The organism is Pseudomonas sp. GW822-FHT04H02 (genome assembly GCF_058800645.1).
On the sequence record NZ_JBXAMM010000006.1, the window covers coordinates 147,561 to 174,255 of the forward strand.

The 26,695-nt window shown below is 64.3% G+C and carries 19 protein-coding genes and 2 pseudogenes; 9 read left to right on the forward strand and 12 right to left on the reverse strand.

The features are described 5' to 3' along the window. Positions 1-42: 42 nt before the first annotated feature. Together AC1RMG_RS25355 and AC1RMG_RS25360 are read right to left on the reverse strand one after the other, a co-directional pair. Positions 43-915, reverse strand: a complete 873-nt coding sequence (locus tag AC1RMG_RS25355) for a methyl-accepting chemotaxis protein (RefSeq protein WP_370059464.1) — start codon at positions 913-915, stop codon at positions 43-45. Further along, positions 898-1,674, reverse strand: a pseudogene (locus AC1RMG_RS25360) (MCP four helix bundle domain-containing protein); the annotation flags it as partial. The gene AC1RMG_RS25355 and the pseudogene AC1RMG_RS25360, both read right to left, overlap by 18 nt. A gap of 305 nt (positions 1,675-1,979) precedes the next feature. Between AC1RMG_RS25360 and AC1RMG_RS25365 the strand changes: the two are divergent. The 4 genes and pseudogenes from AC1RMG_RS25365 (at position 1,980) to AC1RMG_RS25380 (ending at position 4,565) form a co-directional block, all read left to right on the forward strand. Beyond that, a complete protein-coding gene (locus tag AC1RMG_RS25365) occupies positions 1,980-2,210 on the forward strand; it encodes a hypothetical protein (RefSeq protein ID WP_015633896.1) in 231 nt (76 codons plus the stop codon). Further along, entirely contained in the window at positions 2,207-2,509 is a 303-nt protein-coding gene (locus AC1RMG_RS25370; RefSeq protein ID WP_011058865.1) for a cell division protein ZapA, read from the forward strand. The genes AC1RMG_RS25365 and AC1RMG_RS25370 overlap by 4 nt, the downstream gene beginning before the upstream one ends. Positions 2,510-2,789: 280 nt before the next feature. Beyond that, a pseudogene (locus tag AC1RMG_RS25375) lies at positions 2,790-3,698 on the forward strand (cache domain-containing protein); the annotation flags it as partial. A gap of 135 nt (positions 3,699-3,833) precedes the next feature. Then, a complete protein-coding gene (locus AC1RMG_RS25380; RefSeq protein ID WP_370059465.1) occupies positions 3,834-4,565 on the forward strand; it encodes a methyl-accepting chemotaxis protein in 732 nt (243 codons plus the stop codon). 156 nt (positions 4,566-4,721) lie between these two features. Here the strand turns inward: AC1RMG_RS25380 and AC1RMG_RS25385 are convergent, their stop codons facing one another. Both AC1RMG_RS25385 and putA read right to left on the reverse strand, forming a co-directional pair. Next, positions 4,722-6,524, reverse strand: coding sequence for an acyl-CoA dehydrogenase (locus AC1RMG_RS25385; RefSeq protein ID WP_493170514.1), 1,803 nt, complete (start codon positions 6,522-6,524; stop codon positions 4,722-4,724). A 278-nt stretch (positions 6,525-6,802) separates the two neighbouring features. Continuing rightward, positions 6,803-10,756, reverse strand: coding sequence for a trifunctional transcriptional regulator/proline dehydrogenase/L-glutamate gamma-semialdehyde dehydrogenase (putA, locus tag AC1RMG_RS25390; RefSeq protein WP_493170516.1), 3,954 nt, complete (start codon positions 10,754-10,756; stop codon positions 6,803-6,805). An 81-nt stretch (positions 10,757-10,837) separates the two neighbouring features. Between putA and AC1RMG_RS25395 the strand changes: the two genes are divergently transcribed. After that, positions 10,838-11,095 (forward strand): hypothetical protein, encoded by a 258-nt coding sequence (locus AC1RMG_RS25395; protein WP_134532534.1) that lies wholly within the window; start codon positions 10,838-10,840, stop codon positions 11,093-11,095. 124 nt (positions 11,096-11,219) lie between these two features. Further along, positions 11,220-12,704, forward strand: coding sequence for a sodium/proline symporter PutP (putP, locus tag AC1RMG_RS25400; protein WP_011058869.1), 1,485 nt, complete (start codon positions 11,220-11,222; stop codon positions 12,702-12,704). A 185-nt stretch (positions 12,705-12,889) separates the two neighbouring features. On the opposite strand, the gene AC1RMG_RS25405 is transcribed toward putP, so the two are convergent. The 6 genes from AC1RMG_RS25405 to AC1RMG_RS25430 form a co-directional block, all read right to left on the reverse strand. Then, positions 12,890-13,384: a DUF2165 family protein gene (locus AC1RMG_RS25405; protein ID WP_011058870.1), complete on the reverse strand. Its 495-nt coding sequence runs from the start codon at positions 13,382-13,384 to the stop codon at positions 12,890-12,892. A 108-nt stretch (positions 13,385-13,492) separates the two neighbouring features. Further along, positions 13,493-14,764 carry an O-acetylhomoserine aminocarboxypropyltransferase/cysteine synthase family protein gene (locus tag AC1RMG_RS25410; protein WP_015633901.1) on the reverse strand — a complete coding sequence of 424 codons (1,272 nt, stop codon included), beginning with the start codon at positions 14,762-14,764 and terminating at the stop codon, positions 13,493-13,495. 249 nt (positions 14,765-15,013) lie between these two features. Continuing rightward, the gene (locus AC1RMG_RS25415) at positions 15,014-16,438 is read right to left on the reverse strand and encodes an FGGY family carbohydrate kinase (RefSeq protein ID WP_350404086.1); all 1,425 of its coding nucleotides are present in this window, start codon (positions 16,436-16,438) and stop codon (positions 15,014-15,016) included. Between the two features lie 2 nt (positions 16,439-16,440). Continuing rightward, a complete protein-coding gene (locus tag AC1RMG_RS25420) occupies positions 16,441-17,697 on the reverse strand; it encodes an NAD(P)/FAD-dependent oxidoreductase (protein ID WP_262211977.1) in 1,257 nt (418 codons plus the stop codon). Continuing rightward, positions 17,684-19,090 (reverse strand): NAD(P)/FAD-dependent oxidoreductase, encoded by a 1,407-nt coding sequence (locus AC1RMG_RS25425; RefSeq protein WP_015633904.1) that lies wholly within the window; start codon positions 19,088-19,090, stop codon positions 17,684-17,686. The genes AC1RMG_RS25420 and AC1RMG_RS25425 overlap by 14 nt, the downstream gene beginning before the upstream one ends. A gap of 159 nt (positions 19,091-19,249) precedes the next feature. Further along, positions 19,250-20,014: a DeoR/GlpR family DNA-binding transcription regulator gene (locus tag AC1RMG_RS25430; protein ID WP_011058875.1), complete on the reverse strand. Its 765-nt coding sequence runs from the start codon at positions 20,012-20,014 to the stop codon at positions 19,250-19,252. Positions 20,015-20,396: 382 nt separating this feature from the next. On the opposite strand from AC1RMG_RS25430, the gene eutH reads away from it, so the two are divergent. The 3 genes from eutH (at position 20,397) to AC1RMG_RS25445 (ending at position 22,965) form a co-directional block, all read left to right on the forward strand. Then, positions 20,397-21,632 carry an ethanolamine utilization protein EutH gene (gene eutH / locus AC1RMG_RS25435; RefSeq protein WP_011058876.1) on the forward strand — a complete coding sequence of 412 codons (1,236 nt, stop codon included), beginning with the start codon at positions 20,397-20,399 and terminating at the stop codon, positions 21,630-21,632. A 36-nt stretch (positions 21,633-21,668) separates the two neighbouring features. Continuing rightward, positions 21,669-22,025, forward strand: a complete 357-nt coding sequence (locus tag AC1RMG_RS25440; RefSeq protein ID WP_011058877.1) for a DUF1937 family protein — start codon at positions 21,669-21,671, stop codon at positions 22,023-22,025. A 103-nt stretch (positions 22,026-22,128) separates the two neighbouring features. After that, positions 22,129-22,965, forward strand: coding sequence for a 23S rRNA (adenine(2030)-N(6))-methyltransferase RlmJ (locus AC1RMG_RS25445; protein ID WP_011058878.1), 837 nt, complete (start codon positions 22,129-22,131; stop codon positions 22,963-22,965). A 62-nt stretch (positions 22,966-23,027) separates the two neighbouring features. Here AC1RMG_RS25445 and msrA read toward each other — a convergent pair whose 3' ends face one another. Both msrA and AC1RMG_RS25455 read right to left on the reverse strand, forming a co-directional pair. Then, a complete protein-coding gene (msrA, locus tag AC1RMG_RS25450) occupies positions 23,028-23,675 on the reverse strand; it encodes a peptide-methionine (S)-S-oxide reductase MsrA (RefSeq protein ID WP_011058879.1) in 648 nt (215 codons plus the stop codon). A gap of 74 nt (positions 23,676-23,749) precedes the next feature. Next, on the reverse strand, positions 23,750-26,443 hold the full coding sequence (locus AC1RMG_RS25455; protein WP_011058880.1) for a sensor domain-containing phosphodiesterase: 2,694 nt from the start codon (positions 26,441-26,443) through the stop codon (positions 23,750-23,752). Between the last annotated feature and the right edge of the window lie 252 nt (positions 26,444-26,695).

The window sequence follows — 26,695 nt, forward strand, 5'->3', positions numbered from 1 at the left end:
CCCACCGCTCAACGGCGGGAGCTGGAGCAGGGCGCAAGGGCTTCAGAGCTTGAATCGGGTGACCAGGTTGCTGAGGTCGACCGCCAGGCGTGACAGCTCGCTGCTGGCGGCCTGGGTCTGGTTGGCACCGGTGGTGGACTGTACCGACAGGTCGCGGATGTTCACCAGGTTGCGGTCCACTTCGCGGGCCACCTGGGCCTGTTCTTCAGCGGCGCTGGCGATCACCAGGTTGCGTTCGTTGATTTCGCTGATGGCGCTGTTGATGGTGTCCAGGGACTGGCCGGCCCCCCGGGCGATGCTCAGGGTCGATTCGGCGCGTTCGGTGCTGTTGCGCATGGAGTCCACGGCGTGCTCGGTGCCGCTCTGGATGCTGCCGATCATGCGTTCGATTTCGCTGGTGGACTGCTGGGTGCGGTGTGCCAGGGCGCGGACTTCGTCGGCGACCACGGCAAAACCGCGACCGGCCTCACCGGCCCGGGCAGCCTCGATGGCGGCATTGAGGGCCAGCAGGTTGGTCTGGTCGGCCAGGCCGCGAATCACGTCCAGCACCTTGCCGATGTCCCGGGACTCGTTGGCCAGGTCGCCGATCAGGCTGGCGGTGCCCTGCACGTCGGAGCTCATGCGCTCGATGGCCGACACGGTTTCGCGCACCAGGTCGCGGCCGTCGCCGGCGGAAGTGGTGGCGCTCTTCGAGGCTTCGGAGGTGCTCACCGCATTGCGCGCCACTTCTTCCACGGCGCTGGTCATTTCATTAACCGCGGTGGCGGCCTGTTCGATCTCGTTGTTCTGCTGGGTCAGGCCGCGGGCGCCTTCCTCGGTGACGCTGTTGAGCTCTTCGGCCGCCGACGCCAACTGATGGGCGGAGCCGGAAATACTCTGCAGGGTGTCGCGCAGCTTTTCCTGCATCGTGACCATGGCTTGCAGCAGGCGCCCGGCTTCGTCGCTGCCATCGACCGTGATGGGGCGGGTCAGGTTGCCTTCGGCGATCTCTTCGGCGGCCCTCAGGGCATTGGCGATGGGCTGGGTGATGCTGCGGATCAGGCGCCAGGCGAACAGCAGGGTCAGGGCGCTGGCCAGCACCAGCAGCCCCACCACCAGATTGAAGGCGCTGCGGTACTGAGCGGCAGCATCATCGTCGGCGACGGTGGCGTAATGGCTGTTGATCTCCACCAGTTGGTTGAGGACCGCGTTGATCTTTTCAGCGCTGTCCATCAGTTCGGTATTGAGCAGTTGTTGCATGGCCTCAAGCTGGTTGTTGTGCGACAGCTCGATCAGTTGGCTCTCCAACTGCCGGTGGTGGCTCAGCAGCGTGCCGTATTGCTCGTAGGCAAGGCGCTCCTCGGGGCTGCTGATGAGCTTCAGGTACTGGGCCCGGGCTTCTTCGATCTTCTGGTTGCGCTGGTCGATGGCATCCAGGGTCTGCTGCTGGGCCTGGGGTTCGCGGTTGAGCAGCAGCCGGTAGGCCTGGACCCGTTGGCGCAGGCTGAGCTGGGTGAATTCATCGACGCTCTTGATGCTCGGGATGGTGTCCTGGCTCATGCGCTCGGTGGCTGAGCGGATCTTGCCCATCTGATTCAGGGCGAACACCCCGAGAAACAGCATCAGGCAGCCGATCAGGGCAAATCCGAGGAAAGCCCTCGGGGCAATATTCAGGGAGCGCAGGGACATGGACATTACCTCGGGTGAGCGCTTTATTGCGCTGGCAGGATCAGGGACGTACCTGTCTATCGCGTTGAACAATGGCTTCTTGAACCGGCGGATGCAGTTTCAGAAATTTCTTATGCGTAACTGGGAAAGTTCATAAAAGTCCGAGACTCCGACGAGGCGTCAGGAACCGGAGCGCAGAATGACAGTCTCTAACAGCTCTCGCGGAAGGGTCATCGCCAGTAAAATCAAGGCTTTGCGCCTGGATAACCCTGGCATCCAGGGTGACTTTTCTTTATCGTACGCGCCCTTTGCAAAAAGCCCGGAAGATCAAAATGTTGGAAGCATCCCTCAGCCAATTGGAACAGCTGGTCAGCGACCTGGTGGTACAGAACCAGGAACTGCTCGGTACGAACGCAGCCCTCAAGGAACAACTGGACCAGGCCAAGGATGAAAACGAAAGCCTGCAACTGAGCCTGATGGAGCAGGAAGAAAAGCAAGGCGCCACCGCTGCCCGGATCCAGGCGCTGGTTGAGCGTGTCAGCGCGAGCCCGGCCAATCCATGAGACATCACATCGATGGAGTGAAGGTCGTTTCGATCCTGGGGGAGGATTACTCGATCAAGGCGCCGGCCGGGGAAGAACAGACCCTGATGGACGCTGCGCTGATGCTCAAGGCGGCCCTGGCCGACACCAAGAAGAAGTACCCGACGCTGATCGGCGAGCGCCTGCTGGTGCTGGCGGCGATGAACCTGTGCTCGCAGCAGATCGAGATGCAGAAGCGCCACGCCCAGGAACTGGAGCGCTATCAGGAGCAAGTGAGCGCCACCGTCGAGGTCATCGCCAAGACCATTCAACAGAACTGACGGAACTGCACACAGCCGCAGGGTTATAGGTTGGACAAACATAGCTAATGTTTGTATACAACCTTCCGCGGCTGGCGCGACATTTCAGCCTCTTATACCAATAAGAAAGAGGTGTTCCATGCAATTCTGGCGACGCAGTATTCAATGGCAACTGGTCCTCAGCATGGGCTCGGCCCTGCTGGTCAGCCTGCTGGTGGTGGTGGCGGTCTACACCGTGGTGATCAACCACCTGACCCAGAACTACCTGGTGGACAAGGCGCTGCCTTCGAGCATCGAAGCCATGCGCAACGATATCGAACGCATCCTCGCCCAGCCGCTGACGGTCGCCCGGGACATTGCCAGCAACGGCATGCTGCGCGATTGGCTGGCAGGCGGCGAGGATCCGGCCCAGGCCCAGGTGTTCGTCGACTACCTGGAAGGCATCCGCGCCGAAAATCAGGCCTTCACCACCTTGATGGTGGGCACCGCGACCAACCACTACTACAACGAGAAGGGGCTGGATCGCACCCTCAGCCGTTCCAATCCCAAGGACGCCTGGTTCTACAGCTTCATCGACAGCGACAAGCCGCGGCTGCTCAACATCGACACTGATGTGGCCACCGGCGAGTTGGCGATGTTCATCGACATGCGGGTCAAGAAGGACGGCAAGCTGGTGGGGGTGGCCGGGCTCGGGCTGAAGATGCAGGCGCTGTCGCAACTGATCCATGACTTCAGCTTCGGCGAGCGCGGCAAGGTCTATCTGGTGCGCGCCGACGGCTTGATCCAGGTTCACCCCGAGGCGCAGTTCAGCGGCAAGCGGCACCTGTCCGAGCAGATCGGCGAGTCGGCCGCCCAGGCGGTCATGGGGCACGAGGGGTTGGCCAGCAGCCGGTTCGTGCGCGACGGCGAAGACTTTGTGGCCCTGAGCCTGCCACTGCGGGGCATGGGGTGGTCGCTGGTGGCCGAGGTGCCCGAAGCGCAGATCTACGCCGATGCCCGGCAAACCTTGTGGCTGACCACCGGCATCGGCCTGGCTATCGCCCTGGTCTGCCTGCTGCTGGTGATCTGGCTGGCTCGCGGCCTGGTGCGGCCTGTGCGTCAGGTGACCGCCGGGCTGGTAGCCATCGGCAGCGGTGGTGGCGACCTGACCCTGCGCCTGGATGCCAGCCGGGCCGACGAGCTGGGGGACCTGGCCCGGGGCTTCAATCGTTTTCTCGACAGCCAGCACGGCATGATCGGCGAAGTGCTGGCCACCACCGAGCGTCTGCGCTCATCCGTGGGGCAGGTGGCGGCGGTGGTGGAGAACACTGCCGAGCGCTCGGGGCGGCAGCAGGAAATGACCGACATGGTGGCCACGGCCGTGCACCAGATGGGGCTGACCGTCCAGGACATCGCGCGCAATGCCGGGCAGGCGGCCGATGCGTCCCAGGCGGCCCGGGATGAGGCCCAGCTGGCCCAGGGGGTGGTGGACGGCTCGATCCGGCACATCGAAAGCATGTCCGGGGAAATTGCCCTGGCCGCCAGCGCTGTCAGTGAACTGGCGCATCAGGTGGCCTCCATCGATCAGGTATTGGCGGTGATCCGCGGGGTCTCCGAGCAGACCAACCTGCTGGCCCTCAATGCGGCTATCGAGGCAGCCCGTGCCGGGGAAATGGGCCGAGGCTTTGCCGTGGTGGCGGACGAAGTGCGGACCCTGGCCCAGCGCACCCAGGCTTCCACCGACGAGATCCAGCAGATGATCCAGAGCCTCAAGCAGGGCGCGGAGAATGCCGTGGCCTCCATGCATGCCGGGCAGTCGGCCACGGGTACCGGGGTGCAGTCCAGCCAGCAGACCGGGGCTTCGCTGACAGCGATTACCGGGCAGGTTGAGCACATCAGCGACATGAACCAGCAAGTGGCCACCGCCACCGAGGAGCAGTCGGCGGTGACCGAAGAGATCAACCGCAATGTCCAGGGCATCTCCGATCTGGCCCGGGCCACCGCGGCCGAAGTCCAGGCCTGTCGTGAAGACTGCCGGACCCTGCAGCGCCTCTCCGAGGACCTGGCCCGACAGGTGGGCGGCTTCAAGCTGCACTGACCACCCGCCGCGGTGCGTCAGGCCGGGCGCTTTCGCCGGCAAGCCGGCTCCTACGGGGAGCAATGGCGCCTGGTGCAGGAGCTGGCTTGCCAGCGAACCATGCACCGCGGTGTGTCAGGCCGGGCGCTTTCGTCGGCAGCCGGCTCCTGGGTGGCCTCAGAACCAGGCGTCCTGCATGCTCAGGCAGGTATCGTCCCGCGCTTCCAGCAGTGCCAGCTCGTGCTGGCAGCCTGGCACTTCCCAGGTCAGGAAGTAGCGCGCGGCCTGCAACTTGCCCAGGTAGAAATCCCGATCCGCCGCCACTGCCCGCGCCAGTCCTTCCTCGGCCCGGATGGCCTGTTCCAGCCAGCGCCAGCCGATCACCGCATGGCCGAAGGCTTTCAGATACAGCGCCGAGTTGGCCAGGGTGCCGGTGACCTTGCCGCTGGCCAGGTCACCCAGCAACCCCAGCGTCACGTTTTGCAGGCGCGTTACCAGTTGTTCCAGGGGCAGGCGCAGGGCGTCCAGTGATTGATGGGCGCGGGCCCGCTCGCCGGTCTCGGCAATCAGGCGTACCAGGCGCTTGAGCCCGGCGCCGCCGTTCTGCGCCAGCTTGCGCCCCAGCAGGTCCAGGGACTGGATGCCGTGGGTGCCTTCGTGAATCGGGTTCAGGCGGTTGTCGCGGTAGTACTGCTCCACCGGGTACTCCCGGGTATAGCCGTGGCCGCCGAGAATCTGGATCGCCAGTTCGTTGGCCTTCAGGCAGAACTCTGAAGGCCAGGACTTGACGATCGGGGTCAGCAAGTCCAGCAGTTCGTGTGCCTGCTGGCGCTCGGCCGCATCGGCCAGGGTGGTGGTGTCGTCGAACAGCCGCGCCGCGTACAGCCCCAGGTCGAAGGCGCCTTCGACGTAGGCCTTCTGGGTCAGCAACATGCGCCGCACATCGGCGTGCTGGATGATCGCCACCGGCGCGGTGCTCGGGTCCTTGCTGTCCGGCAGGCGACCTTGCGGGCGTTCGCGGGCATATTCCAGGGAGTACAGGTAGCCGGCGTAGCCGAGCATCACCGCCCCCATGCCGACGCCGATCCGTGCCTCGTTCATCATCTGGAACATGTAGCTCAGGCCGTGATGGGGCTTGCCCACCAGATACCCCACGCACTGGCCGTTATCGCCGAAGTTCAGTGCGGTGGAGGTGGTGCCGCGCCAGCCCATCTTGTGGAACAGCCCGGCCAGCAGCACATCGTTGCGCGGCCCCAGGCTGCCGTCGTCGTTGACCAGGAACTTGGGCACGATAAACAGCGAAATGCCCTTCACTCCGGGCGGCGCGTCCGGCAGCTTGGCCAGGACCATGTGCACGATGTTTTCCGACAGCGGGTGGTCGCCGCCGGAAATGAAGATCTTGTTGCCCTTGAGCCGGTAGCTGCCGTTGGCGGCCGGTTCGGCACGGGTGCGGATATCCGATAGCGACGAGCCGGCATGGGGCTCGGTCAGGGCCATGGTGCCGAAGAAGCGACCGTCGATCATCGGCTGCAGGAAGCGTTGTTTCTGTTCTTCGGTGCCGAAGCTCTCGATCAGGTTGGCGGCGCCCATGGTCAGGAACGGGTAGGAGGTCGAGGCCGCGTTGGCCGCCTGGAAGTGGGCGAAGCAGGCCTGGGACAGCAGGGTTGGCAGTTGCATGCCGCCGGCCTCGAAACTGCGGGCGGCATTCAGGAAGCCGGCTTCGAGGAACGCATCCACCGCCGGTTTCACTTCGGGGATCAGCACCGCCTGGCCGTCTTCGTAGCGTGGCTCGTGCTCATCGCCCTTGCGGTTGTGCGGGGCGAAGAACTTCTCGGCGATGCTGCGGGCGGTGCCCAGGGCGGCGTCGAAGGTTTCCCGGTTGTGCTCGGCAAACCGCTCGCGCTGGGTCAGGCCCTCGGCGTCGAGTACCTCATACAGTTCGAAGGCCAGATTGCGGGAACTGAGCAGCGTCTCGGACATGGCGGCATACCTGTGGGATAGGGAATGGGCCGAGTCTAGGCGCGTGAATGAAGGCTGGATAGCAAGATTGATGTGGGTGATAAAGATGCCAAACAGGCACAGCCCCTGTCGCCGCTGCCGAAGGCTGGGATTAGTCCCGCAGGAACTTCGGCGGCAATGAAATCGCTACGGCCGTTCCGGCCGATCGCAGCCTTCGGCAGCGGCTACAGGAAATGGCGTCGGGCAAAAAAAAAGAGCGCCGCTGAGGGCGCTCTTTTCCAGGGTGCCGACTATCGGCTTCAGCCGATGGTCATCAGGCTGGCGTTGCCGCCGGCCGCTGCGGTGTTGACGCTCAAGGCGCGCTCGATCACCAGGCGCTCCAGGGCAATCGCGGTCTCGCCCTGGGACAGGCCCTGGACGCCGACGATGGCACCGGCACGCTGGGCCACCTGTTGGCAGACGCTGCGCAGCTGGTCGGAATCACCGTGGTGCAGGACGGCGTCGAATACCACTTCGTCCTTGCTCCAGTCGGCCACGCGCTGGATGCGTGCCTGGACTTCCTTCGGCAAGCGGGCGAACAGCGCCTTGCTGATCTCGCTTTCCGGCCACACCGCCGAGCCACCGACGGCCAGCACGGCTGCCAGTTGGGTCAGCAGGTCACCCTCGACCTCCGCCAGGCACAGGACGTGCTCGCGGGGCAGGATGGCGTAGCTGTTGCGCTCGCCGGTAGGGCCGGTCAACTGCCGGGTGATGCCGCTCTGGGACTGGCCGGCGAACTGTTTGCACAGGATCGCCAGTTCCGCCAGCTTGCTGCTCTCGGCCCAGGCTTGCAGGGCGTTCAACGGCTTGCTGAGGACTTCGCGCAGGCGCAGGTCCGGGGCGTTCTCGGCGTCGCCACGGGCAAAGGACTGCTCGATGGCATCCACCGGGCGGGTCGACAGCAGGCGGTACAGGTACAGCGGGCCGCCGGCTTTCGGGCCGGTGCCCGACAGGCCTTCGCCGCCGAACGGTTGCACGCCGACCACGGCACCGACGATGTTGCGGTTGACGTAGACGTTACCGGCGTGGACGTTGTCCACCACCTTGGCGATGGTCTCGTCGATCCGGGTGTGCACGCCCAGGGTCAGGCCGTAGCCGGAAGCGTTGATCTGGGCGATCAGCTGGTCGATTTCCTTGCGCTTGTAGCGCACCACGTGCAGCACCGGACCGAAGATCTCGCGCTGCAGCTCGTCAAAGCTTTCCAGCTCGATCAGGGTCGGCATGACAAAGGTGCCGCGCTTGCATTCTTCGCCGTCGGCGATGGCCATCTGGTACACGTTGCGACCTTTGTCGCGCATGGCCTGGATGTGCTTCTCGATGCCGGCCTTGGCTTCGGCGTCGATCACCGGGCCGATGTCCACCGACAGGCGCTCAGGGTTGCCCAGGCGGTTTTCGGCCATGGCGCCCTTGAGCATTTCGATCACGCGGTCGGCGGAATCTTCCTGCAGGCACAGCACGCGCAGGGCCGAGCAACGCTGGCCGGCACTGTCGAAGGCCGAGGACACCACGTCGATGACCACCTGTTCGGTCAGGGCCGAGGAATCGACGATCATGGCGTTCTGGCCGCCGGTTTCGGCGATCAGCGGGATCGGCCGGCCCTGGTTGTCCAGGCGCCCGGCGATGTTGCGTTGCAGCAGGCGCGCAACTTCAGTGGAGCCGGTGAACATCACGCCCTTGACGCGCTCGTCACCCACCAGGCGGGCACCGACGCTTTCGCCCTGGCCCGGCAGCAGTTGCAGCACGCCTTCGGGAATTCCGGCTTCGAGCAGCAGGCGCACGGCCTGGGCGGCTACCAGCGGAGTCTGTTCGGCCGGTTTGGCCAGGACCGGGTTGCCGGCAGCCAAGGCTGCGGCGACCTGGCCACTGAAGATCGCCAGCGGGAAGTTCCATGGGCTGATGCACACCACAGGACCCAGCGGACGGTGGGCGTCGTTGCTGAAGTCGTTGCGGGCCTGCACCGCGTAGTAACGCAGGAAGTCCACGGCTTCACGCACTTCGGCGATGGCGTTGGCGAAGGTCTTGCCGGCTTCGCGGGCCAGCAGGCCCATCAGCGGCTGGATCTCGCCTTCCATCAGGTCGGCGGCGCGTTCCAGGATTGCAGCGCGTTCGGCCGGCGGAGTGGCCTGCCAGATCGGTGCGGCGTTGAGGGCGCACTGGATGGCGTTGTCGACGTCTTCCACCGTGGCTTCCTGGACATGGCCCACCACGTCGCGATGATCCGACGGGTTGAGTACCGGCGCCGGGGTTTCGTTGCTGGCGGCGCAACCGAGCATCGGTGCGGCTTTCCAGTTGTTGTGGGCGGTGGCCAGCAGTGCGCAGGACAGCGACGCCAGGCGGTGTTCGTTGGCCATGTCGATGCCGGCGGAGTTGGCCCGCTCGGCGCCATACAGGTCACGCGGCAATGGAATGCGCGGGTGCGGCAGGCCGAAGCCGCCTTCCAGGGTGGCCATCTGTTCGATCTGGGTCACCGGATCGGCCACCAGTTCCTGGATCGAGATCGACTGGTCGGCGATACGGTTGACGAACGAGGTGTTGGCGCCGTTTTCCAGTAGCCGGCGGACCAGGTAGGCCAGCAGGGTTTCGTGGGTGCCCACCGGTGCATAGACGCGGCATGGACGGTTCAGCTTGCCCTCGGCAACCTTGCCCACCACTTGCTCGTACAGCGGTTCGCCCATGCCGTGCAGGCACTGGAACTCGTACTGGCCGGGGTAATAGTTCTGACCGGCAATGTGGTAGATCGCCGACAGAGTGTGGGCGTTGTGGGTGGCGAACTGCGGGTAGATGACTTCCGGCACCGACAGCAGCTTGCGTGCGCAGGCGATGTAGGAAACGTCGGTGTACACCTTGCGGGTGTAGACCGGATAGCCTTCCAGGCCTTCGACCTGGGCGCGCTTGATCTCGCTGTCCCAGTAGGCGCCTTTCACCAGGCGGATCATCAGGCGGTGACGGCTGCGACGGGCCAGATCGATGACATAGTCGATCACGTACGGGCAGCGCTTCTGGTAGGCCTGGATCACGAAGCCGATACCGTTCCAGCCGGTCAGTTGCGGCTCGAAGCACAGGCGCTCCAGCAGGTCCAGGGACAGCTCCAGGCGGTCGGCTTCCTCGGCGTCGATGTTCAGGCCGATGTCGTACTGCTTGGCCAGCAGGGTCAGGGACAGCAGGCGCGGGTACAGCTCTTCCATCACGCGCTCGTACTGGGCGCGGCTGTAGCGCGGGTGCAGGGCCGAGAGCTTGATGGAGATGCCCGGGCCTTCATAGATGCCGCGACCGTGGGAGGCCTTGCCGATGGAGTGGATGGCCTGCTCGTAGGACGCGAGGTACTTCTGTGCGTCGTGCTCAGTCAGTGCGGCTTCGCCGAGCATGTCGTAGGAATAGCGGAAGCCCTTGGCTTCGAACTTGCTGGCGTTGGCCAGGGCTTCGGCGATGGTTTCGCCGGTGACGAACTGTTCGCCCATCAAGCGCATGGCCATGTCCACGCCCTTGCGGATCATCGGCTCGCCGCTCTTGCCGATGATGCGGCTCAGGGAGGAGGTCAGGCCGGCCTCGTTGTGGGTCGACACCAGCTTGCCGGTGAGCAGCAGGCCCCAGGTGGCGGCGTTGACGAACAGCGATGGGCTGTTGCCCAGGTGCGGCTGCCAGTTGCCGGTGCTGATCTTGTCGCGGATCAGCGCGTCACGGGTGCCCTTGTCGGGGATGCGCAGCAGGGCTTCGGCGAGGCACATCAGCGCCACGCCTTCCTGGGACGACAGGGAGAACTCCTGCAGCAGGCCCTGGACGATACCGGCACGGCCGCCGGCGCTCTTCTGGTTGCGCAGCTTCTCGGCGATCGAGGCGGCCAGCTTGTTCGCGGCTTCGGCGGTGGCGGCCGGCAAGCGCGCCTGCTCCAGCAGCATCGGCACCACTTCCGGTTCCGGGCGGCGGTAGGCGGCGGTGATCGAGGCGCGCAGCACCGACTGCGGGAGAATGCTTTCGGCGAACTCCAGGAAGCATTGGTGAGCGTGATCGGTCTGTACCTCGCCGGCATCCTCGCCGTCTTTGGCGGTGGCACTGCTCAGCTCGGTCAGGGTTGCACCACCCTCGAGTTTTTCCAGGTAATTGAAAATCGCCTGCTTGATCAGCCAGTGCGGCGTACGATCGATCGAGGCCGCGGCGGCCTTGAGGCGCTCGCGGGTAGGGTCGTCGAGTTTGACCCCGAGGGTGGTGGTAGCCATATTTTTATCCTCATGTTTGCCACGCACGTGTGGCATCAGCTGGCGGCAAGATTATCCGTGCACTGCAATAGGTGCAACCGGGTGCAACCCATTTTTAGCTGGAAAAAGAAGCAGCTTGTCAGGAATAAAATTCCTGCACGGAGTGGCTTGCCTCCTACTGGTGCCTTTACTTCTGAAAACGCCATTTTTTGCTCCAAAAAGGAGCAAAAGCGTCGTCAACGACCAGTTTTTGGACAAGGTGCAACTGATTCGGCGCAAATTGGTTGCACCTTGTTCGTCTTGTTGCATAGGATTCGCGGCCAAGGTGCAACCGTCCTGCAGGACTGGTTCATCGGCTGATGGCTTTCCTGGGGAAACATCAGTCATAAATGCGCGGCCCGCCTGATCGTCTCCCAAGCGTCATCGTTTGGCGGCGGGTGGCAGTGGCCGCCGCACCATAAAAACAAAGCCAGGGCGTAACTCAATGAGTGCAAGCAATCCAACCTTGATCACCTTCGTGATCTACATCGCGGCAATGGTGCTGATCGGCTTCATGGCCTATCGCTCCACCAACAACCTTTCCGACTACATTCTTGGCGGCCGCAGCCTCGGCAGCGTGGTCACCGCGCTTTCCGCCGGTGCTTCCGACATGAGTGGCTGGCTGCTGATGGGCCTGCCGGGCGCCATCTACATGTCCGGTCTTTCGGAAAGCTGGATCGCCATCGGCCTGATCGTCGGTGCCTACCTCAACTGGCTGTTCGTGGCCGGCCGCCTGCGGGTGCAGACCGAACACAACGGTGACGCGCTGACCCTGCCGGACTACTTCTCCAGCCGCTTTGAAGACAAGAGCGGCCTGCTGCGGATCATCTCTGCGGTGGTGATCCTGGTGTTCTTCACCATCTACTGCGCCTCCGGCATCGTCGCCGGTGCCCGCCTGTTCGAAAGCACTTTCGGCATGCCCTACGAGACAGCGCTGTGGGCCGGTGCGGCGGCAACCATTGCCTACACCTTCGTAGGTGGTTTCCTGGCAGTGAGCTGGACCGATACCGTCCAGGCCACGCTGATGATCTTCGCTCTGATCCTGACGCCGATCATCGTGCTGCTGGCGACCGGTGGCGTGGACACCACCTTCCTGGCCATCGAAGCCAAGGACCCGACCAACTTCGACATGCTCAAGAACACCACCTTCATCGGCGTCATCTCGCTGATGGGCTGGGGCCTGGGCTACTTCGGCCAGCCGCATATCCTGGCGCGCTTCATGGCCGCCGATTCGGTGAAGTCGATTGCCAAGGCCCGTCGCATCTCCATGACCTGGATGATCCTGTGCCTGGGCGGCACCGTGGCGGTGGGCTTCTTCGGTATCGCCTATTTCTCGGCGCACCCTGAGGTGGCCGGCCCTGTGACCGAAAACCCTGAGCGGGTGTTCATCGAACTGGCCAAGCTGCTGTTCAACCCGTGGATCGCGGGTGTGCTGCTGTCGGCCATCCTGGCGGCAGTCATGAGTACCCTGAGCTGCCAGCTGCTGGTGTGCTCCAGTGCCCTGACCGAAGACTTCTACAAAGCCTTCCTGCGCAAGCACGCTTCCCAGCTGGAACTGGTGTGGGTCGGCCGCGCCATGGTGCTGGTGGTGGCGCTGATCGCCATTGCCATGGCCGCCAACCCGGAAAACCGCGTGCTGGGCCTGGTGAGCTATGCCTGGGCCGGGTTCGGCGCGGCCTTCGGCCCCGTGGTACTGATTTCGGTGATCTGGAAAGGCATGACCCGTGACGGCGCGCTGGCCGGCATCATCGTCGGTGCCGTCACCGTGATCCTGTGGAAGCATTTCGCTCTGCTGGGCCTGTACGAAATCATCCCGGGCTTCATCTTCGCCAGCCTGGCGATCCTGCTGGTGAGCAAGATGGGCACGCCGAGCGCCGGCATGGTCCAGCGCTTCGAAGCGGCCGAGAAGGATTTCAAGCTCAACCACTGAGTGCGCAGATCCTGCCCTGATTCCCCGGGGCGCTGAAGAACGGCCCGCTGCGTCACCGCAGCGGGCCGTTTTTTTTTGCGTCCCGTAGCCGCTGCCGCAGGCTGTTAACGAGGGGCGCTCGGAGGGACCGCAAGGCCCTGCGGGCCTTTGCGCAGCCTCGCCATGGCTCGGCTGCGGCTACAGGGTCAGTGCAGCTCGGTGTCGGGCTGGTTGAGGAATATCAGTACGCCCAGGATCGCCATGTAGAACTTGAACGCCGCGTCCTGGCCGTTCCAGGCCTTGGACTGCCACATCATGAACCACTCGCCGCCGACCACCATGAAACCGAAGAACCAGACGCAAAAGCCCAGGCAGAAGCCGGCAATGGCCCAGCGCTTGGCGCGGTTGAAGTCGCTGGCGACACCGTGCCGGGCCAGCCACAGGCGCAGGGCGCCAAACACCAGCAGCGCGCCGGTCAGGGCTTCGCCGGCGATGATCAGCCAGTAACCGGCATTCCACAGCAGCGGCAAGGTCAGGGCGCGGTCGGTGGCGCTGTTGCCGGGGAAGACGCTGTCCATGCTCAGCACGTGCTGGACAAAGGCGAAGTTGGAACCGTAGTCGCTGATGTTGTTGTAGGCCACCAGCAGGGCGAAGGCCGCCACTGCCAGGGTCATGGTGATCTTGACGTAACGCACAATCATGTCGGGTTCCTTTGCGGGTGATTAAGGGTCCTGGGGGCTGGAGAGGGGAGAGGCGTGGGTGCCAACGCGCTAGGCAATGGCCCTGGCGCAGAACGCCAGGGCCGGGGATCAGGCTTGTTGCAGTGCCTGGTCCAGGTCTTCGAGCAGGTCTTCGATGGCCTCGATGCCCACCGAGAGACGGATCATCTCCGGCTTGACCCCGGCCTTGGCCTGCTCTTCTTCGTTCATCTGCCGGTGAGTGGTGGACGCCGGGTGGCAAGCCAGGGACTTGGCGTCGCCGATGTTCACCAGGCGCTTGAAGATCTGCAGCGCATCGTAGAAGCGCACGCCCGCGGCATAGCCGCCCTTGAGGCCGAAGGAGAGGATTGCCGACGGCTTGCCCTGCATGTATTTGCGCGCCAGTTCATGGTGCGGGTGGTCGGGCAGGCCGGCGTAGCTGACCCAGGCCACCAGCGGGTGGGCCTTGAGGAACTGCGCCACCTTGAGGGCGTTGTCGGTGTGGCGTTCCATGCGCAGGGCCAGGGTTTCCAGGCCTTGCAGCAACAGGAAGGCGTTCATCGGCGCCAATGCTGCGCCGGTGTTGCGCAGCGGCACGGTGCGGGCCCGGGCGATAAAGGCGGCGGGGCCGAACTTCTCGGTGTAGACCACGCCGTGGTAGGCCGGCTCCGGGGTGTTGAGGCTGGCGAACTTCTGCGGGTGGTCGGCCCAGGGGAAGTTGCCGCTGTCGACGATCACCCCGCCCAGGGAGTTGCCGTGGCCGCCGACGTACTTGGTCACCGAGTGCACCACGATGTCGGCGCCGAACTGAATCGGCTTGCACAGGATCGGCGTGGCCACGGTGTTGTCCACCATCAGTGGCACGTTACGGGCGTGGGCGGCCTGGGCCAGGCCCTCGATATCGACGATGTTGCCCGCGGGGTTGCCGATGCTCTCGCAGTACACCAGCTTGGTCTTGTCGTCGATCAGCTCGGCAATGGCCTCGGCCGAGTCGTCCCGGGCAAAACGCACTTCGACCCCGAAGCTGGGCAGCAGGTGGGCGAACAGGGTGTAGGTGCCGCCGTACAGCTGGGGCGTAGAGACGATATTGTCCCCAGCCTGGGTCAGGGTCTGGATCGCGTAGTGGATGGCGGCACTGCCGGCGGCCACCGCCAGCCCGGCGATCCCGCCTTCCAGGGCGGCCATGCGCTGTTCCAGCACATCGTTGGTGGGGTTCATGATGCGGGTGTAGATGTTGCCGGGCACATCGAGGTTGAACAGGTCAGCGCCGTGCTGGGCGTTGTCGAACTCGAAGGCGACGTTCTGGTAGATGGGCACGGCCACGGCCTTGGTGGTCGGGTCCGACTTGAATCCATGGTGCAGCGCAATCGTTGCGTCTTTCATAAATCCTCGACTAAGGGTCTGTTACCAAGCGGTAACAGACCCTGGCTAATCCATTAATGAGCACAGCCAGGCAGGTCGTGTGCCCGCGCAGCAGTCAGTGGTCCCGTGTGTCTGAGTCGCCAGCAACCGCTTGATGTGCCCGCCGCTTGGCCGCGAGCGGGCGCGTCAGTGTCCAATAGGCGCGGCGGATGGGCAAGGGTCCCGAGGTGCGGCAGGAAAGGGCCGGCCATCCATGGCCGGCGGGCGGTTTCAGCGCGGCTGGGACCAGCCCTGGGAGCGCTTGACCGCGGTGCTGAAGGTGCAGCGCCAGGCGTCTGCCGTGGCCCGGTCGATACGCGGCCGGTAGTCGGTGCGGGTGTTGTCCAGCTCTGGCAACTCCAGCCCCAGGCCGCGGGCGGCGAGGGCGGCGCAGCCCAGGGCGGTGAGTTCGTCGAAGCGCTGGGTGACGATGGTGCGTTGCAGGATATCGGCCAGGAACTGGGCGAAATACGGGCTGCGGGCCAGGCCGCCGTCAATCGACAACTGGTCGGTGACGTTAAGGTGATCGTCCATCGCCGTGATCACTTCGGCGCTGCGCAGGGCCACGCCTTCCAGTACCGCCTGGCACAGGTCCTGGCGAGTGGTGGCGGCGTTCATGCCGATCCATACCGCCCCGGCACTGCGGTCCCAGTGCGGGCAGGCAAGCCCGGACAAGGCCGGGACAAACGCCAGCTCGCGGGAAATCGCCGGTGGCTGATCGAAGGCTGCCAGTTCCGAGAAGTCGCTGAACAGGCCCAGGCGCCCGGCCCATTCCACTGCGGCGCTGGCGTCGTACACGCCACCGTCCATGGCATACACCGGTTTGCCGTCGGCCTGCCAGGCGACGGTGGCCAGCAGGCCTTTCTCCGGGGCGCGAATGATCTGTTCGCCTGTGACTGTCAGGGCGAAGGCGCCGGTGCCGAAGGTGATCTTGGCGTCCCCCGGCTCCCGGCAGCCGTGACCGTACAGCGAGGCTTGCTGGTCGACCACCGAGGCGCTGATGGGGGTCTGGCCGATGCGTCCGAAGTCGCCGACCGTGGCGCGGATTTCCGGCAGGGCCTGCAGGGGCACGCCGAACAGTTGGCACAACTGCGGGTCCCACTGGCCGGTGGCGAGATTCATCAGCGAGGTGCGCGAGGCGGTGGTGATGTCAGTGGCGTAGACCCCGGTCAGGCGATCGAGAAAGTAGGCATCGGTGGTGCCCAGGCGCAGTCGGCCGGCACTCAGGGCGGCCTGTGCCGCCGGCAGGTTGTCGACGATCCAGGCCAGCTTGCTGGCGGAGAAGTAGGCATCCAGGGGCAGCCCGGCCCGTTCCAGGGTCAGGGCCTCGGCGCCGCTGGCGCGCAGTTCTTCGATGCGCGCGGCGCTGCGGTTGTCCTGCCAGACGATCACCGGCGACAGCGGCGCGCCACTGACGGCGTCCCAGGCCAGGCAGCTTTCACCCTGGTTGGCCAGGCCGATGGCGTCGACCCGGCCGGTGGCTTCCAGGCAGCGTTGCAGGTTGGCCAGCAGCTCCAGCGGGTCGTGTTCGACCCAGCCCGGGCGCGGGTGATGCTGCTGGTGGCGCAGCGCCAGTTGGATATCGGCGCGGCCTTGCATGTCCACGACCAGTACGCGGGTGCTGGTGGTGCCCTGGTCAAGTGCGGCTATTCGCATGGTCATTTCTCTTGTTGTGGGACGGCCTGGTCGATGCAGATGTCCAGTTGGTCGAAATGTTCCGGCAGGTGCAGGTCCTTGATGGGGATCAGCACGCGCCGTTCCGGCAGTGCCGAGACCGGTCGGCTCCAGAGCTCCAGGCCCTGGGCGCGGACCCGCAGGGTGCCACTGACCGCCTGGCTGACCCGCAACTGGATGTGCGCCAGGCCCGCCAGTTCGCCGCGCACCAGGCGGCCCGGCACGCCGAGCTTGATCGGGGCGGCGTACTTCAGGGTCAGGGCGTCATTGGCATCGGGTAGCTGGCCGCTCAGGGCCAGGGCCATCAGGCTGCCGATGCGCCGCCCTTCGCGGTAGGACCAGCCGGCCGTCTCGATTGGCCGCAGCAGGTTGCCGGCGGCAAAGTAGGCCGGGTCCGAACAGCGGCCGTACTGGTCGATCTTCGGCCCCCCGCTGCCATTGTCCAGTTGCAGGTGGCTCAGGCGCACCAGGCTCGACTCCGGGGTGAACTGGCCGGTGAGCAGCACGCCGTCGCAGGAAATGTCGCGAACCTGGCCATCGGCCAGGCGCACCCGGGCCGACTCCACCCGGCCACACCCATTGATCGCCAGCAGCTCGGCGCCAAAGTGCATGGGGATGCCCAGCAACCTTGGGAACACCGACAGCGGCCAGCGGGCGGTGGCTCGTTTATTGGCTTCCAGCACCGCCACCGGACGGATACCGGCGCGTCGGCAACTGAGTACGGCAGACAGGCTGACCAGTTCGGTGCCGATGATCAGGGGCCGCTCGAAAGGCTTGAGGTGCTGCACATAGAGGAAGTTCTGCAAGGCCCCGGTGTTGATCACCCCCACCGGGCGGTCGCCGGACAGCAGGCGTGCCGAGCGCGGGGTTTCCCGGGCGCCGGTGGCGATCAGCACCTTCTGTGCCTGGATCTGCCGTGGCCCGTCTGGAGTGGCCAGGCGCAACAGGCCGCCGGGTTCCAGGCTGACCACCGTGTGTCGCAGCAGCAGGATCACGCCGGCTTTCAGCGCGGCTTCGACATTGCGCCGGGCATAGGCCGGGCCGCTGAGAAGGCGCTGGTACTCGCGCATGCCGAAGGGCGGGTGGGCACAGTGCCGGGGAATGCCGCCGGCTTCGCTTTCACGTTCGATGACAATCACCGGGCCGATACCCTGGCGCCGCAGTTCGATGGCCGCGGCCAGGCCCGCCGGGCCGCTGCCGATAATGGCCGCTTCGGCCTGAAGAAGTTCAGTGCTGTTCATGGCAACGACCTGTGGCAAGAGGGACGGCCAGTTGGCTGGCGCTGAGTTCGGCGACCTGGGCCGAGCAATAGAAACCCTGGCAGCGGCCCATGCAGGCGCGGGTGCGGCGCTTGAGCCCGCCCAGGTCGCCAGGTGGCAGGGGGCTGTGCAGGGCGCTTTCTATTTCGCGCCGGGTCACCAGTTCGCAATGGCAGACGATTTCGCCATAGCCGGGGCGCTGCCAGTCGCGGGGCAAGTGCTCCGCCAGATTGGGCATCTGTGGCCAGACCGGTTCGCGCACCGGCTGGTGCTGGCGGCGCTGGCTGTACAGGCCGTAGACATGCCGGGCAATACCCAGGGCGGCGGTGAGCCCGGTGGAGCGGATGCCGCCGACGGTGATCCAGTGCCGGGCGTGGTCGGCCTGGATCCGGTACTCCTTCTTTTCGCTGGCGGGGCGCAGCCCGGCGTAGGTGGCGGTGACCGGCATCCCGGCGAGGGCGGGAATCCGCTCCACGGCGGCATCGATCAGGCTTTGCAGGGTCGGGCCGTCGAGCCCCGCATGCACGCGGTCCTCCTGCTCTTCGGCGGTGGGGCCCACCAGCAGGTTGCCGTACACCGTGCGGGTCAGGACTATGCCCTTGGTGCGCTCGTTGGGTACCGGCAGGACGATGCGCTCCAGCAGTGTGGCCGCGGCCTTGTCGAAGACCACGAACTGGCCCTTGCGCGGCATGATGCGAAATTCGCTGTGGCCCAGCAGGTTGTGTTCCAGGGTGTCGCCGAACAGCCCGGCGCAGTTGATCACCTGGGCGCTGCGCAGGGTGCCCCGGTTGGTGTGCAGGGTCCAGGCGTCGCCATCGAACTGGCCTTGCTGCACCTCGCATTGCAACTGTACGCGGGCGCCATGGGCCATGGCCTGCTGCAGGTAACCCAGGGGGGCGGACCAGGGGTCGATCAGGTGCTCGTCGGGGACCAGTACCGCGCCCACGGCGTGATTGGCCAGGTGCGGCTCCAGGGCGAGGATCTCGCTGCGTTCCAGCAGGCGTACGTTGTCTACCCCATTGGCCTGGGCCTGGGCGAGGATCCCCGGCAGCCTGGCCTGGTCCTCGGCGTTCCAGGCCACTACCAGCGCGCCACTCTTGAGCAGTGGCAGGTTCATGGCCGAGTGGATTTCCAGGTATTCCTGGTAGCCGGCCTGCATGCACTGCAGTTCCAGGCTGCCACTGGGGGCGTCGAAGCCGGTGTGCAGGATGGCGCTGTTGGCCTTGCTGGCGCCGGAGAGAATGTCGCTGCCCTTTTCCAGCAGCACCACCCGTGCGCCTTCGAGGGCGAAGCGCCGGGCCATGGCGCAACCGACGACCCCGCCACCGACGATGGCCACATCGAAAGTCACATTGTTCGGATAAAGTTCGGTCATATAAATGCCTGTTTCCTGCGGTAACACCCAAGGATCTGTGCAGGAATCAAAGCATAATGCGGGCCATGATTGTTGTTTTTGTTTTCTATTCGGTCATATATCGGTCATTTGGTTGTGGTTTTTTGGGGGGTGGCCATCACCTTTGGCAACGGCCCTGGTTCAGGGTTGTGGCACCAGATGCACCTCCACGCCCGCTTTCTCCAGGGCCGCCAGCAGCTCCGGGCCGGGCTGGCGGTCGATCACCAGGCGGTCTATGCGCTCCAGCGGGAACACCTTGAACAGGCCGCGGCGTTCCAGCTTCGAGGAATCGGCGATCACCGTCAGCTGGCGGGCCTGGGCAATCATGGCGCGGGCCACTTCGGCTTCTTCGATGGAGAAGTCCATGGCGCCGTCTTCATTCAGTGCGCCAATGGTGATCACCGCGTGCTCGGCGTTGAAACGGGTGATCTGTTCCAGGGCCAGGGTGCCGACGTTCTGTGTCGAGTCGGGGCGATATTCACCACCGATCATGAACACCCGATTGCCCGACTCGCCAATGCAGCCGGCAATCGGCAGGGAGTTGGTGATCACCGTCAGGCGGGTGTGCTGCGCCAGTTCCCGGGCGAAGAACAGGGTGGTGGTGCCGGTATCGATGAAGATGCTGTCGCCCGCGCAGAACAGGCCGGCGGCGTAGCGGCCGATGGCGCGCTTCTCCTGGGCGTGTTCGTTCATGCGGGTCTGGAAGGTGTTTTCGTGCTCGCCGGTAGGGGGCAGGGCCGCGCCACCGTGGAACTTGGTGACCAGGCCGCTTTCCGCCAGGTCGCTGAGGTCGCGGCGGATGGTTTCCTGGGATGTGGCAGTGATGCGCGCCAGCTCTTCCACAGAAATCCGCTCCCGTTGCCGCAGGAGTTCGAGAATGTGCTGTCGTCGTTCGTTGGGGCGCATGGTGTTTTCCGTTTAGTGGTACTTCGCCACACAAATGGGCATTTTTTGTTACTTACGCACACTCCTGGTTCAGGAATGTGCTGATTCGGTCAAATTCGATGGAAAAGTTAAGCATTTACTTGCACGTTTCACAATGGCCTGCAGTCATGGGGTTGGCAAAGGAGCCACGGCAGGTCGGGCCAATGTTGCGAAGGTGCATTGACCGAAATATGGTTGTTTTAAAGTAAAAACCACAACTAATACACATTGTGGCACGGGATGTGCCCTGTGTTTCATCACCTGGTTCATCGTTCTCCTTGGCGATGAGTTACCAGAGCTGGCCTCGACAAGAACTTCCCCGGCGGGGGAAACCTATAAATGACGCTCAGAGAGATGAACCCACATGGCTGAATTTGGAAACTACGTCATTTACCTGATCATGCTCGGCGCCGTGATCGGCGCCCTGTCATCCATCATCAAGCCCGAGAGCGGGCTGGGTAAGGAGTTCGTCAACGGTATCCACTCCATCGGCCCGGTGTTCCTGGCCCAGGCCGGGATCATGGTGGCGATTCCCTACCTGTCCCAGGGCATTTCCCACGCCTTGGGGCCGTTCTTCAACGCCCTGGGTTCGGATGTCTCCATTGCGGCGCTGTCGATCATTGCCGTGGACATGGGCGGCTACCAGTTGGCCAACGCCCTGACCGCCAACCGTGACCTGTGGATCACCGCAATGCTGGTGGGCTACACCTCCGGGGCGACCATCGTCTACCTGATCCCGGTGGGCCTGACCATGCTCGAGCGCAAGGACCACAAGTACCTGGCCCTGGGTGCCATGGCCGGGCTGATCAGCATTCCGTTCGCGGTGCTGATGTCGCTGCTGATCATCACCGCTACCCACTTGCCGGTGCGGGACATCGTTTCCACCAACTCCGAGGCGCTGTACTACCTGTCCCTGGGCTTCGTCGACATGCTCAAGCTGCTGGCGCCGCTGTTCGTGTTCTGCTTCCTGCTGGCGGCGGGGTTGCGCTACCGGCCGCAGATGATGGTCAGGGGCTTCCTGGTGTTCGGCAAGATCATGGACGCGGCGATCAAGCTGATCCTGGCCCTGAGCATCGTCGAGCACTTCACCAAGTTCTTCAGCATCAACTTCGGCGGCTGGGGCTTCGACCCGATGTTCGCCGACGAAAAGGAGCTGTTCCGGGCGATCGAGATCGCCGGCTACATCGGCATCATGCTCGCCGGTACCTTCCCCATCTGCTACCTGTTCCAGCGCTACTGCAAGAAGCCCATGGAACTGCTGGGACGCCATCTGAACCTGTCCAGCACCGGTGCCGCGGGGTTCATCATGGTGTTTGCCAACATCATCGCCACCTTCCACCTGTTCAAGCACATGACCGCCCGCGACAAGGTGCTGTGCGTGGCCCTGGGGGTCTGCGCCCAGGCACTGATCGGCGACCACCTGGCGTTCACTGCGAACTTCCAGCCAAGCCTGATCCTGCCGATTCTGCTCGGCAAACTGTTCGGCGGCCTGCTGGCGGTGGCGATCGCCATCCGCATCTCGGTGCCGGCCGCCCAGCGCTATGAGCTGCAAGAGCAGGAACAGGCGGCAGCCTTTGCCCTGCAACCTGCGCGGGCCTGACGGCCCGCATCACCTATCCCTGAAATCGAGGTAACGATGCGCAAGATTTTCCTGGCCTGCCCCTACAGCCATTCCGAGCCGGCCGTCATCAACGAGCGTTTTCTCCAATGCAACCAGGTCGCGGCGCAGATACTGGAAGCCGGTCATGCGGTGTTCAGCCAGGTGAGCATGTCCCACCCGATCAACCTGTGCCTGGCGGGCAAGGACAATGCCGCCATCGGCAAGCTCTGGGCGCCGGTGGATGCGCTGTACATGGCGATGATGGAGGAGCTGATCGTGCTCGACCTGCCGGGCTGGAAGGACAGTGGCGGGATCAAGCGCGAGATCGAGGTGTTCGAAACGTCCGGACGGCGGGTCAGCCTGTGGTCGCAAGTCAGTCACGAGTTTGTCTGAAACCCTGGCCGTGCCCGTCGTCGCCTGCGCCGGGTACGGCCCCGCTCTGAACTGACGACAGCCTGCGCACAGGGTAAACTTGCCCCCCTGCGCAGGAGCAACCATGAACTATCGTCACGCCTTCCACGCCGGCAATCACGCCGACGTCTTCAAACACCTGACCCTGACCCGCCTCATCGCCCTGATGTCGCGCAAGGAGCAGCCGTTCGCCTACCTCGACAGCCACGCCGGTATCGGCCTGTATGACCTCAAGGGCGACCAGGCCACGCGCACCGGCGAGTACCTGGAAGGCATCGCCCGCCTGTGGGGCGACGAGGACCTGCCGGCGCTGACCGCCGATTACATGCAGGTGCTGCACAAGATGAACCCCGATGGCGAGTTGCGTTACTACCCGGGCTCGCCGGAACTGGCTCGGCGCCTGACCCGTTCCCAGGATCGGGTGCTGCTCAACGAGAAACACCCGGAAGACGGCCTGCTGCTCAAGGACAACATGAAGGGTGACCGGCGGGTAGCGGTGCACCTGGGCGAGGGCTGGCACGTGGCCCGGGCCCTGCTGCCGGTGGCGGAAAAACGCGCGGTGATGCTCATCGACCCGCCTTTCGAGCAACTGGACGAGATGCAGCGCTGTGCGGCATCGCTGAAGGAAGCCATTGGCCGCATGCGCCAGACCGTGGCGGCCATCTGGTACCCGGTCAAGGACCAGCGCGCCCTGCGACGCTTCTATCAGGACCTGGCCGGTACCGGTGCGCCGAAGCTGCTGCGGGTGGAGTTGCTGGTGCATCCGCTGGATACGCCCAACAGCCTCAACGGTTCGGGCCTGGCGATCGCCAACCCGCCTTGGGGCCTGGAAGAGGAGTTGCGCGAGCTGCTGCCCTGGCTGTCGAAGAAGCTGGGCCAGACCCAGGGCGGCTGGCAGATGGACTGGTTGATCGCAGAGTAAAGGGTCGCTGGCCAGCCAGCTCCTGCGGAAGGTTGCAGGAGCCGGCTGGCCGGCCCAAGGACTCAGATCGGGCAGGTCACGCCGGTGCCGCCGATCCCGCAATAGCCTTCAGGGTTCTTCGCCAGGTACTGCTGGTGGTAAGCCTCGGCGAAGTACACGGTCGGCGCTTCTTCGATTTCCGTGGTGATGGTGCCCAGGCCGGCCTTGGTCAGCTCCGCCTGGAACACGTCCCTGCTGTGCAGCGCCTGCTCCAGCTGGGTCGGATTGGTGGCGTAGATCACCGAGCGGTACTGGGTGCCGATGTCATTGCCCTGGCGCATGCCCTGGGTCGGGTTGTGCAGTTCCCAGAACATCGCCAGCAATTCCTTGTAGCTGACCTTTTCCGGCTCGTACACCACCAGCACCACTTCGGTATGCCCGGTCAGGCCCGAGCAGACTTCTTCGTAGGTCGGGTTCGGGGTGAAGCCGCCGGCATAGCCCACGCACGTGCTGAACACCCCTTCGCGCTGCCAGAAGCGCCGTTCGGCACCCCAGAAACAGCCCAGGCCGAAGATGGCGAAATCCACATTGCCCGGAAACGGGCCCAGCAGCGGGTTGCCGTTGACGTAGTGTTCGGCAGGTAGGGCCATGGGGGTTTCACGGCCAGGCAGAGCTTGTTCTTTGGTTGGAAGCACGTTTTTGTTCACCAGAATTTCCGAGCGCAAGACCATGTTGCAGTCCTCCAGTCAGGTTGGGGAGTCAGTCAGTCGATAGACACGCAGTTTGCCCGAGTGTTACAGCGCTGTCAGGCAATTGGGCCACGAGGATAACGCTTGAGCTTGGCAATCAGCTCGGAGCCGGGAATCGGTCGGTCGAACAGGTAGCCCTGGCCCACGTCGCAGCGGTGGCGGCGCAGGAAGGCCAGTTGCTCGGCGGTCTCGATGCCTTCGGCGACCACCTTGATCTTCAGGTTGTGGGCCATGGCGATCACCGCGGAGGTGATTTCCATGTCGTCCTGGTTGTCGGGGATCTCGTGGATGAAGCTGCGATCGATCTTGATGATATCGATGGGGAATTTCTTCAGGTAACTCAGGGACGAATAGCCGGTGCCGAAGTCGTCCATGGCCAGGGTCAGGCCGAGTTTTTTCAGTTGTTCCAGCTGCTGGTGGGTGTCGTCGGTGGCTTCCAGCAGCAGGCCCTCTGTTAGCTCAAGCTCCAGCAGCGAGGAGGGCAGCTGTTCTTCCTTGAGGATGCTGGCGATGGAGGCCACCAGGTCCGGGTCGGAAAACTGCTTGGGCGACAGGTTGATGGCCACGTGCAGGTTGCCCATGCCGGCGGCGGTCAGTTGCTTGCTCATGCGGCAGGCCTGGCGGGCGATCCACTTGCCGATGGGGATGATCAGGCCGGTTTCTTCCGCCACGCTGATGAACTGGTCGGGGCGGATCATGCCCTTTTCCGGATGGTTCCAGCGCAGCAGCGCCTCCATGCCCAGCAGGCGGCCGCTGCGCAGGCACAGCTTGGGCTGGTAGAACACGTCCAGCTCGTTCTGGGTCAGGGCGCGGCGCAGGTTGTTCTCGACGAACAGTTTGTAGCTGGCCTCGGCGTTCAGCGCCTCGGTGAACACCTGCACCTGGTGCTTGCCGTTGGCCTTGGCCTTGTGCAGGGCCAGGCCGGCGTTGCGCATCAGGGTCTGCGGGTCACGGCCGTGCAGCGGCGCACTGGCCAGGCCCACGGAGCCGGTGACGCTGATCAACTGGTTGTCGACGAACATCGGCTTGTCCAGGGTCATCAGCAACTGGCTGGCGATCTGTTGCCCGGTTTCCAGGTCGGTGTTGTCCAGCAGCACGGCGAATTCGTTGCTGGCGAAGCGCGCCAGGCTGCCGCTGGGGCTCAGGCTGTTGCGCAGGCGCCGGGCCAGGCTGATCAGCAGTTTGTCGCCGGTCTGGTGGCCGAGGCTGTCGTTGATCCGCTTGAAATTGTCGATGTCCACCAGCAGCAGGCTGATCGGGGTATCGCTGTCTCGGGCAAAGCGTTCATCGAGGTTGCGGATGAAGGCGGGGCGGTTGCCCAGGTTGGTCAGGTTGTCGGTGTAGGCCAGGCGCTCGATGCGCTGCTGGGCGAGCTTGGTCTGGGTGATGTCTTCGTAGATGCCGATGTAGTGGGTCAGCTCGCGGTTGTCGCCATACACCTTGGAGATCGACAGCTGGCCCCAGTAAGGCTCCAGGTTCTTGCGCCGGCTCTTGAACTCGCCCTGCCAGCTGTTGCTCTTGGCCAGGCTGGACGGAGCGTCGAACAGCAGCTCGCTGAGGTTTTCCAGGGCCGGCAGTTCGGACAGGCGGTGGCCATGGACCTCTTCGGTGCTGTATTGGGTGATCGCCGTGAAGCTGGGGTTGACGTACTCCACCACGCCGTCGCAATTGACCAGCAGGAAGGCGTTGGCGCTCTGTTCCACGGCGCGCTGGAACAGGTGCAGGGCGCTGGTGGCGGCCCGCCGGTTGTGATTGTTGATGACCTGGGCGAACTGGTCTGCCAGTTCGCCGGCGAAGGCGATCTCGTCGGACTGCCAGGCCCGGGTCATGCCGGTCTGTTCCAGGCACAGTACGCCGACCACCTGGCCGTCGATGCGGATGCTGGCGTCGAGCATGGCGTTGACGTCCCGCGGGCGCAGGCTCTCGGCCATCTCCCGGGTTCGCGGGTCGCGCATGGCGTTCTGCGCGTCGATGGCGCGGCAGCTGTGCAGGGCTTCCAGGTAGTCGGGAAAGCTGCTGGCGTCGATGGACTCCGGCATGCGGTATTCCTGGGGGCCGCGGTGATAGGCGGCAATCGGCACCAGTTGCTGGTCTTCCAGGTTCCAGATGCTGGCGCAGTCGATCTGGTAGATGTCGCAGGCGCTGCGGGTAATCAGTTCGGCAGCTTCCTTCAACGAATTGCCGGTGCTGTAGCGCTGGCGGGTCAGGAGCAGGATCAAATCCTGCTGCGCACGCACCCGTTCCAGGTGCTGCAATTGCTCCTGCTGGGCCCGCTGGTTGAGTTCCAGGGCGATCTGCAGGCGGGTGTTCTGGGTTTCCAGATCCAGTGCCGGCAGCGCCGAAGCATCGCTGAACAGCCCTTCGACCACCAACAGGTAGCCGCGCAGCAGGTGCCGGTTGTGCTGTTTGTAGGCTTCGCCCAGCTCGAGGATGCTCAAGGGCCCCTGGGCGGTGTGCAGGGTATAGCGGATCAGGTAATGGGAGCTGTTGCTCAGTTGCTGCTGGATGGTGTCGTGCAGCTGATAGCGGGCTTCGGGCTCCATCAGGCTGGCATAGGGCGAGCCGACCAGGGCGCAGAGTTCGACGGCGGGCAGGCCGAACTGGCGTTCGCAATTGGGATCGAGAAACAGCAGCGCCCAGCTCGCTTCATTCAGCCGTTCGAAACGCAACATGCCGAGCCGCGAGGGCACAGGCAACTGCGTCACTACCTCGGCCGCCATACGGCTGGCGGCATCGGGTTGGCTTTTCATGGGGAAACTCGCTTCGAAATTGCTGATCGCGCCGGGCTCACGCCCTCTTTACTGTTGCCTGCGGCAAGGTTGCATCATGGCGCATCGACTGACAAGTAAGATGAAGGCTAAGTGCTATAAACCTGTATCGGCAGGCAGAAGGATTTCTGCAAAGTAACTTTTTTGCTGTTTGGCGTCGTGCACTGACGGGCAATTGGCGACGTTTTTCTGGCAAAAAAAGCCCCGCCAAATTGACGGGGTTGAGGTACGAGC

What these genes read in the sequence shown, in the direction of transcription:
- msrA (WP_011058879.1), bottom strand. Translation starts at nt 23,675, where the DNA reads ATGGTCTTGCGCTCGGAAATTCTGGTGAACAAAAACGTGCTTCCAACC.
- AC1RMG_RS25410 (WP_015633901.1), bottom strand. Translation starts at nt 14,764, where the DNA reads ATGAAAGACGCAACGATTGCGCTGCACCATGGATTCAAGTCGGACCCG.
- AC1RMG_RS25365 (WP_015633896.1), top strand. Translation starts at nt 1,980, where the DNA reads ATGTTGGAAGCATCCCTCAGCCAATTGGAACAGCTGGTCAGCGACCTG.
- AC1RMG_RS25455 (WP_011058880.1), bottom strand. Translation starts at nt 26,443, where the DNA reads ATGAAAAGCCAACCCGATGCCGCCAGCCGTATGGCGGCCGAGGTAGTG.
- AC1RMG_RS25425 (WP_015633904.1), bottom strand. Translation starts at nt 19,090, where the DNA reads ATGACCGAACTTTATCCGAACAATGTGACTTTCGATGTGGCCATCGTC.
- AC1RMG_RS25415 (WP_350404086.1), bottom strand. Translation starts at nt 16,438, where the DNA reads ATGCGAATAGCCGCACTTGACCAGGGCACCACCAGCACCCGCGTACTG.
- putP (WP_011058869.1), top strand. Translation starts at nt 11,220, where the DNA reads ATGAGTGCAAGCAATCCAACCTTGATCACCTTCGTGATCTACATCGCG.
- AC1RMG_RS25405 (WP_011058870.1), bottom strand. Translation starts at nt 13,384, where the DNA reads ATGATTGTGCGTTACGTCAAGATCACCATGACCCTGGCAGTGGCGGCC.
- putA (WP_493170516.1), bottom strand. Translation starts at nt 10,756, where the DNA reads ATGGCTACCACCACCCTCGGGGTCAAACTCGACGACCCTACCCGCGAG.
- AC1RMG_RS25385 (WP_493170514.1), bottom strand. Translation starts at nt 6,524, where the DNA reads ATGTCCGAGACGCTGCTCAGTTCCCGCAATCTGGCCTTCGAACTGTAT.
- AC1RMG_RS25445 (WP_011058878.1), top strand. Translation starts at nt 22,129, where the DNA reads ATGAACTATCGTCACGCCTTCCACGCCGGCAATCACGCCGACGTCTTC.
- AC1RMG_RS25430 (WP_011058875.1), bottom strand. Translation starts at nt 20,014, where the DNA reads ATGCGCCCCAACGAACGACGACAGCACATTCTCGAACTCCTGCGGCAA.
- eutH (WP_011058876.1), top strand. Translation starts at nt 20,397, where the DNA reads ATGGCTGAATTTGGAAACTACGTCATTTACCTGATCATGCTCGGCGCC.
- AC1RMG_RS25370 (WP_011058865.1), top strand. Translation starts at nt 2,207, where the DNA reads ATGAGACATCACATCGATGGAGTGAAGGTCGTTTCGATCCTGGGGGAG.
- AC1RMG_RS25440 (WP_011058877.1), top strand. Translation starts at nt 21,669, where the DNA reads ATGCGCAAGATTTTCCTGGCCTGCCCCTACAGCCATTCCGAGCCGGCC.
- AC1RMG_RS25355 (WP_370059464.1), bottom strand. Translation starts at nt 915, where the DNA reads ATGGTCACGATGCAGGAAAAGCTGCGCGACACCCTGCAGAGTATTTCC.
- AC1RMG_RS25420 (WP_262211977.1), bottom strand. Translation starts at nt 17,697, where the DNA reads ATGAACAGCACTGAACTTCTTCAGGCCGAAGCGGCCATTATCGGCAGC.
- AC1RMG_RS25380 (WP_370059465.1), top strand. Translation starts at nt 3,834, where the DNA reads ATGGTGGCCACGGCCGTGCACCAGATGGGGCTGACCGTCCAGGACATC.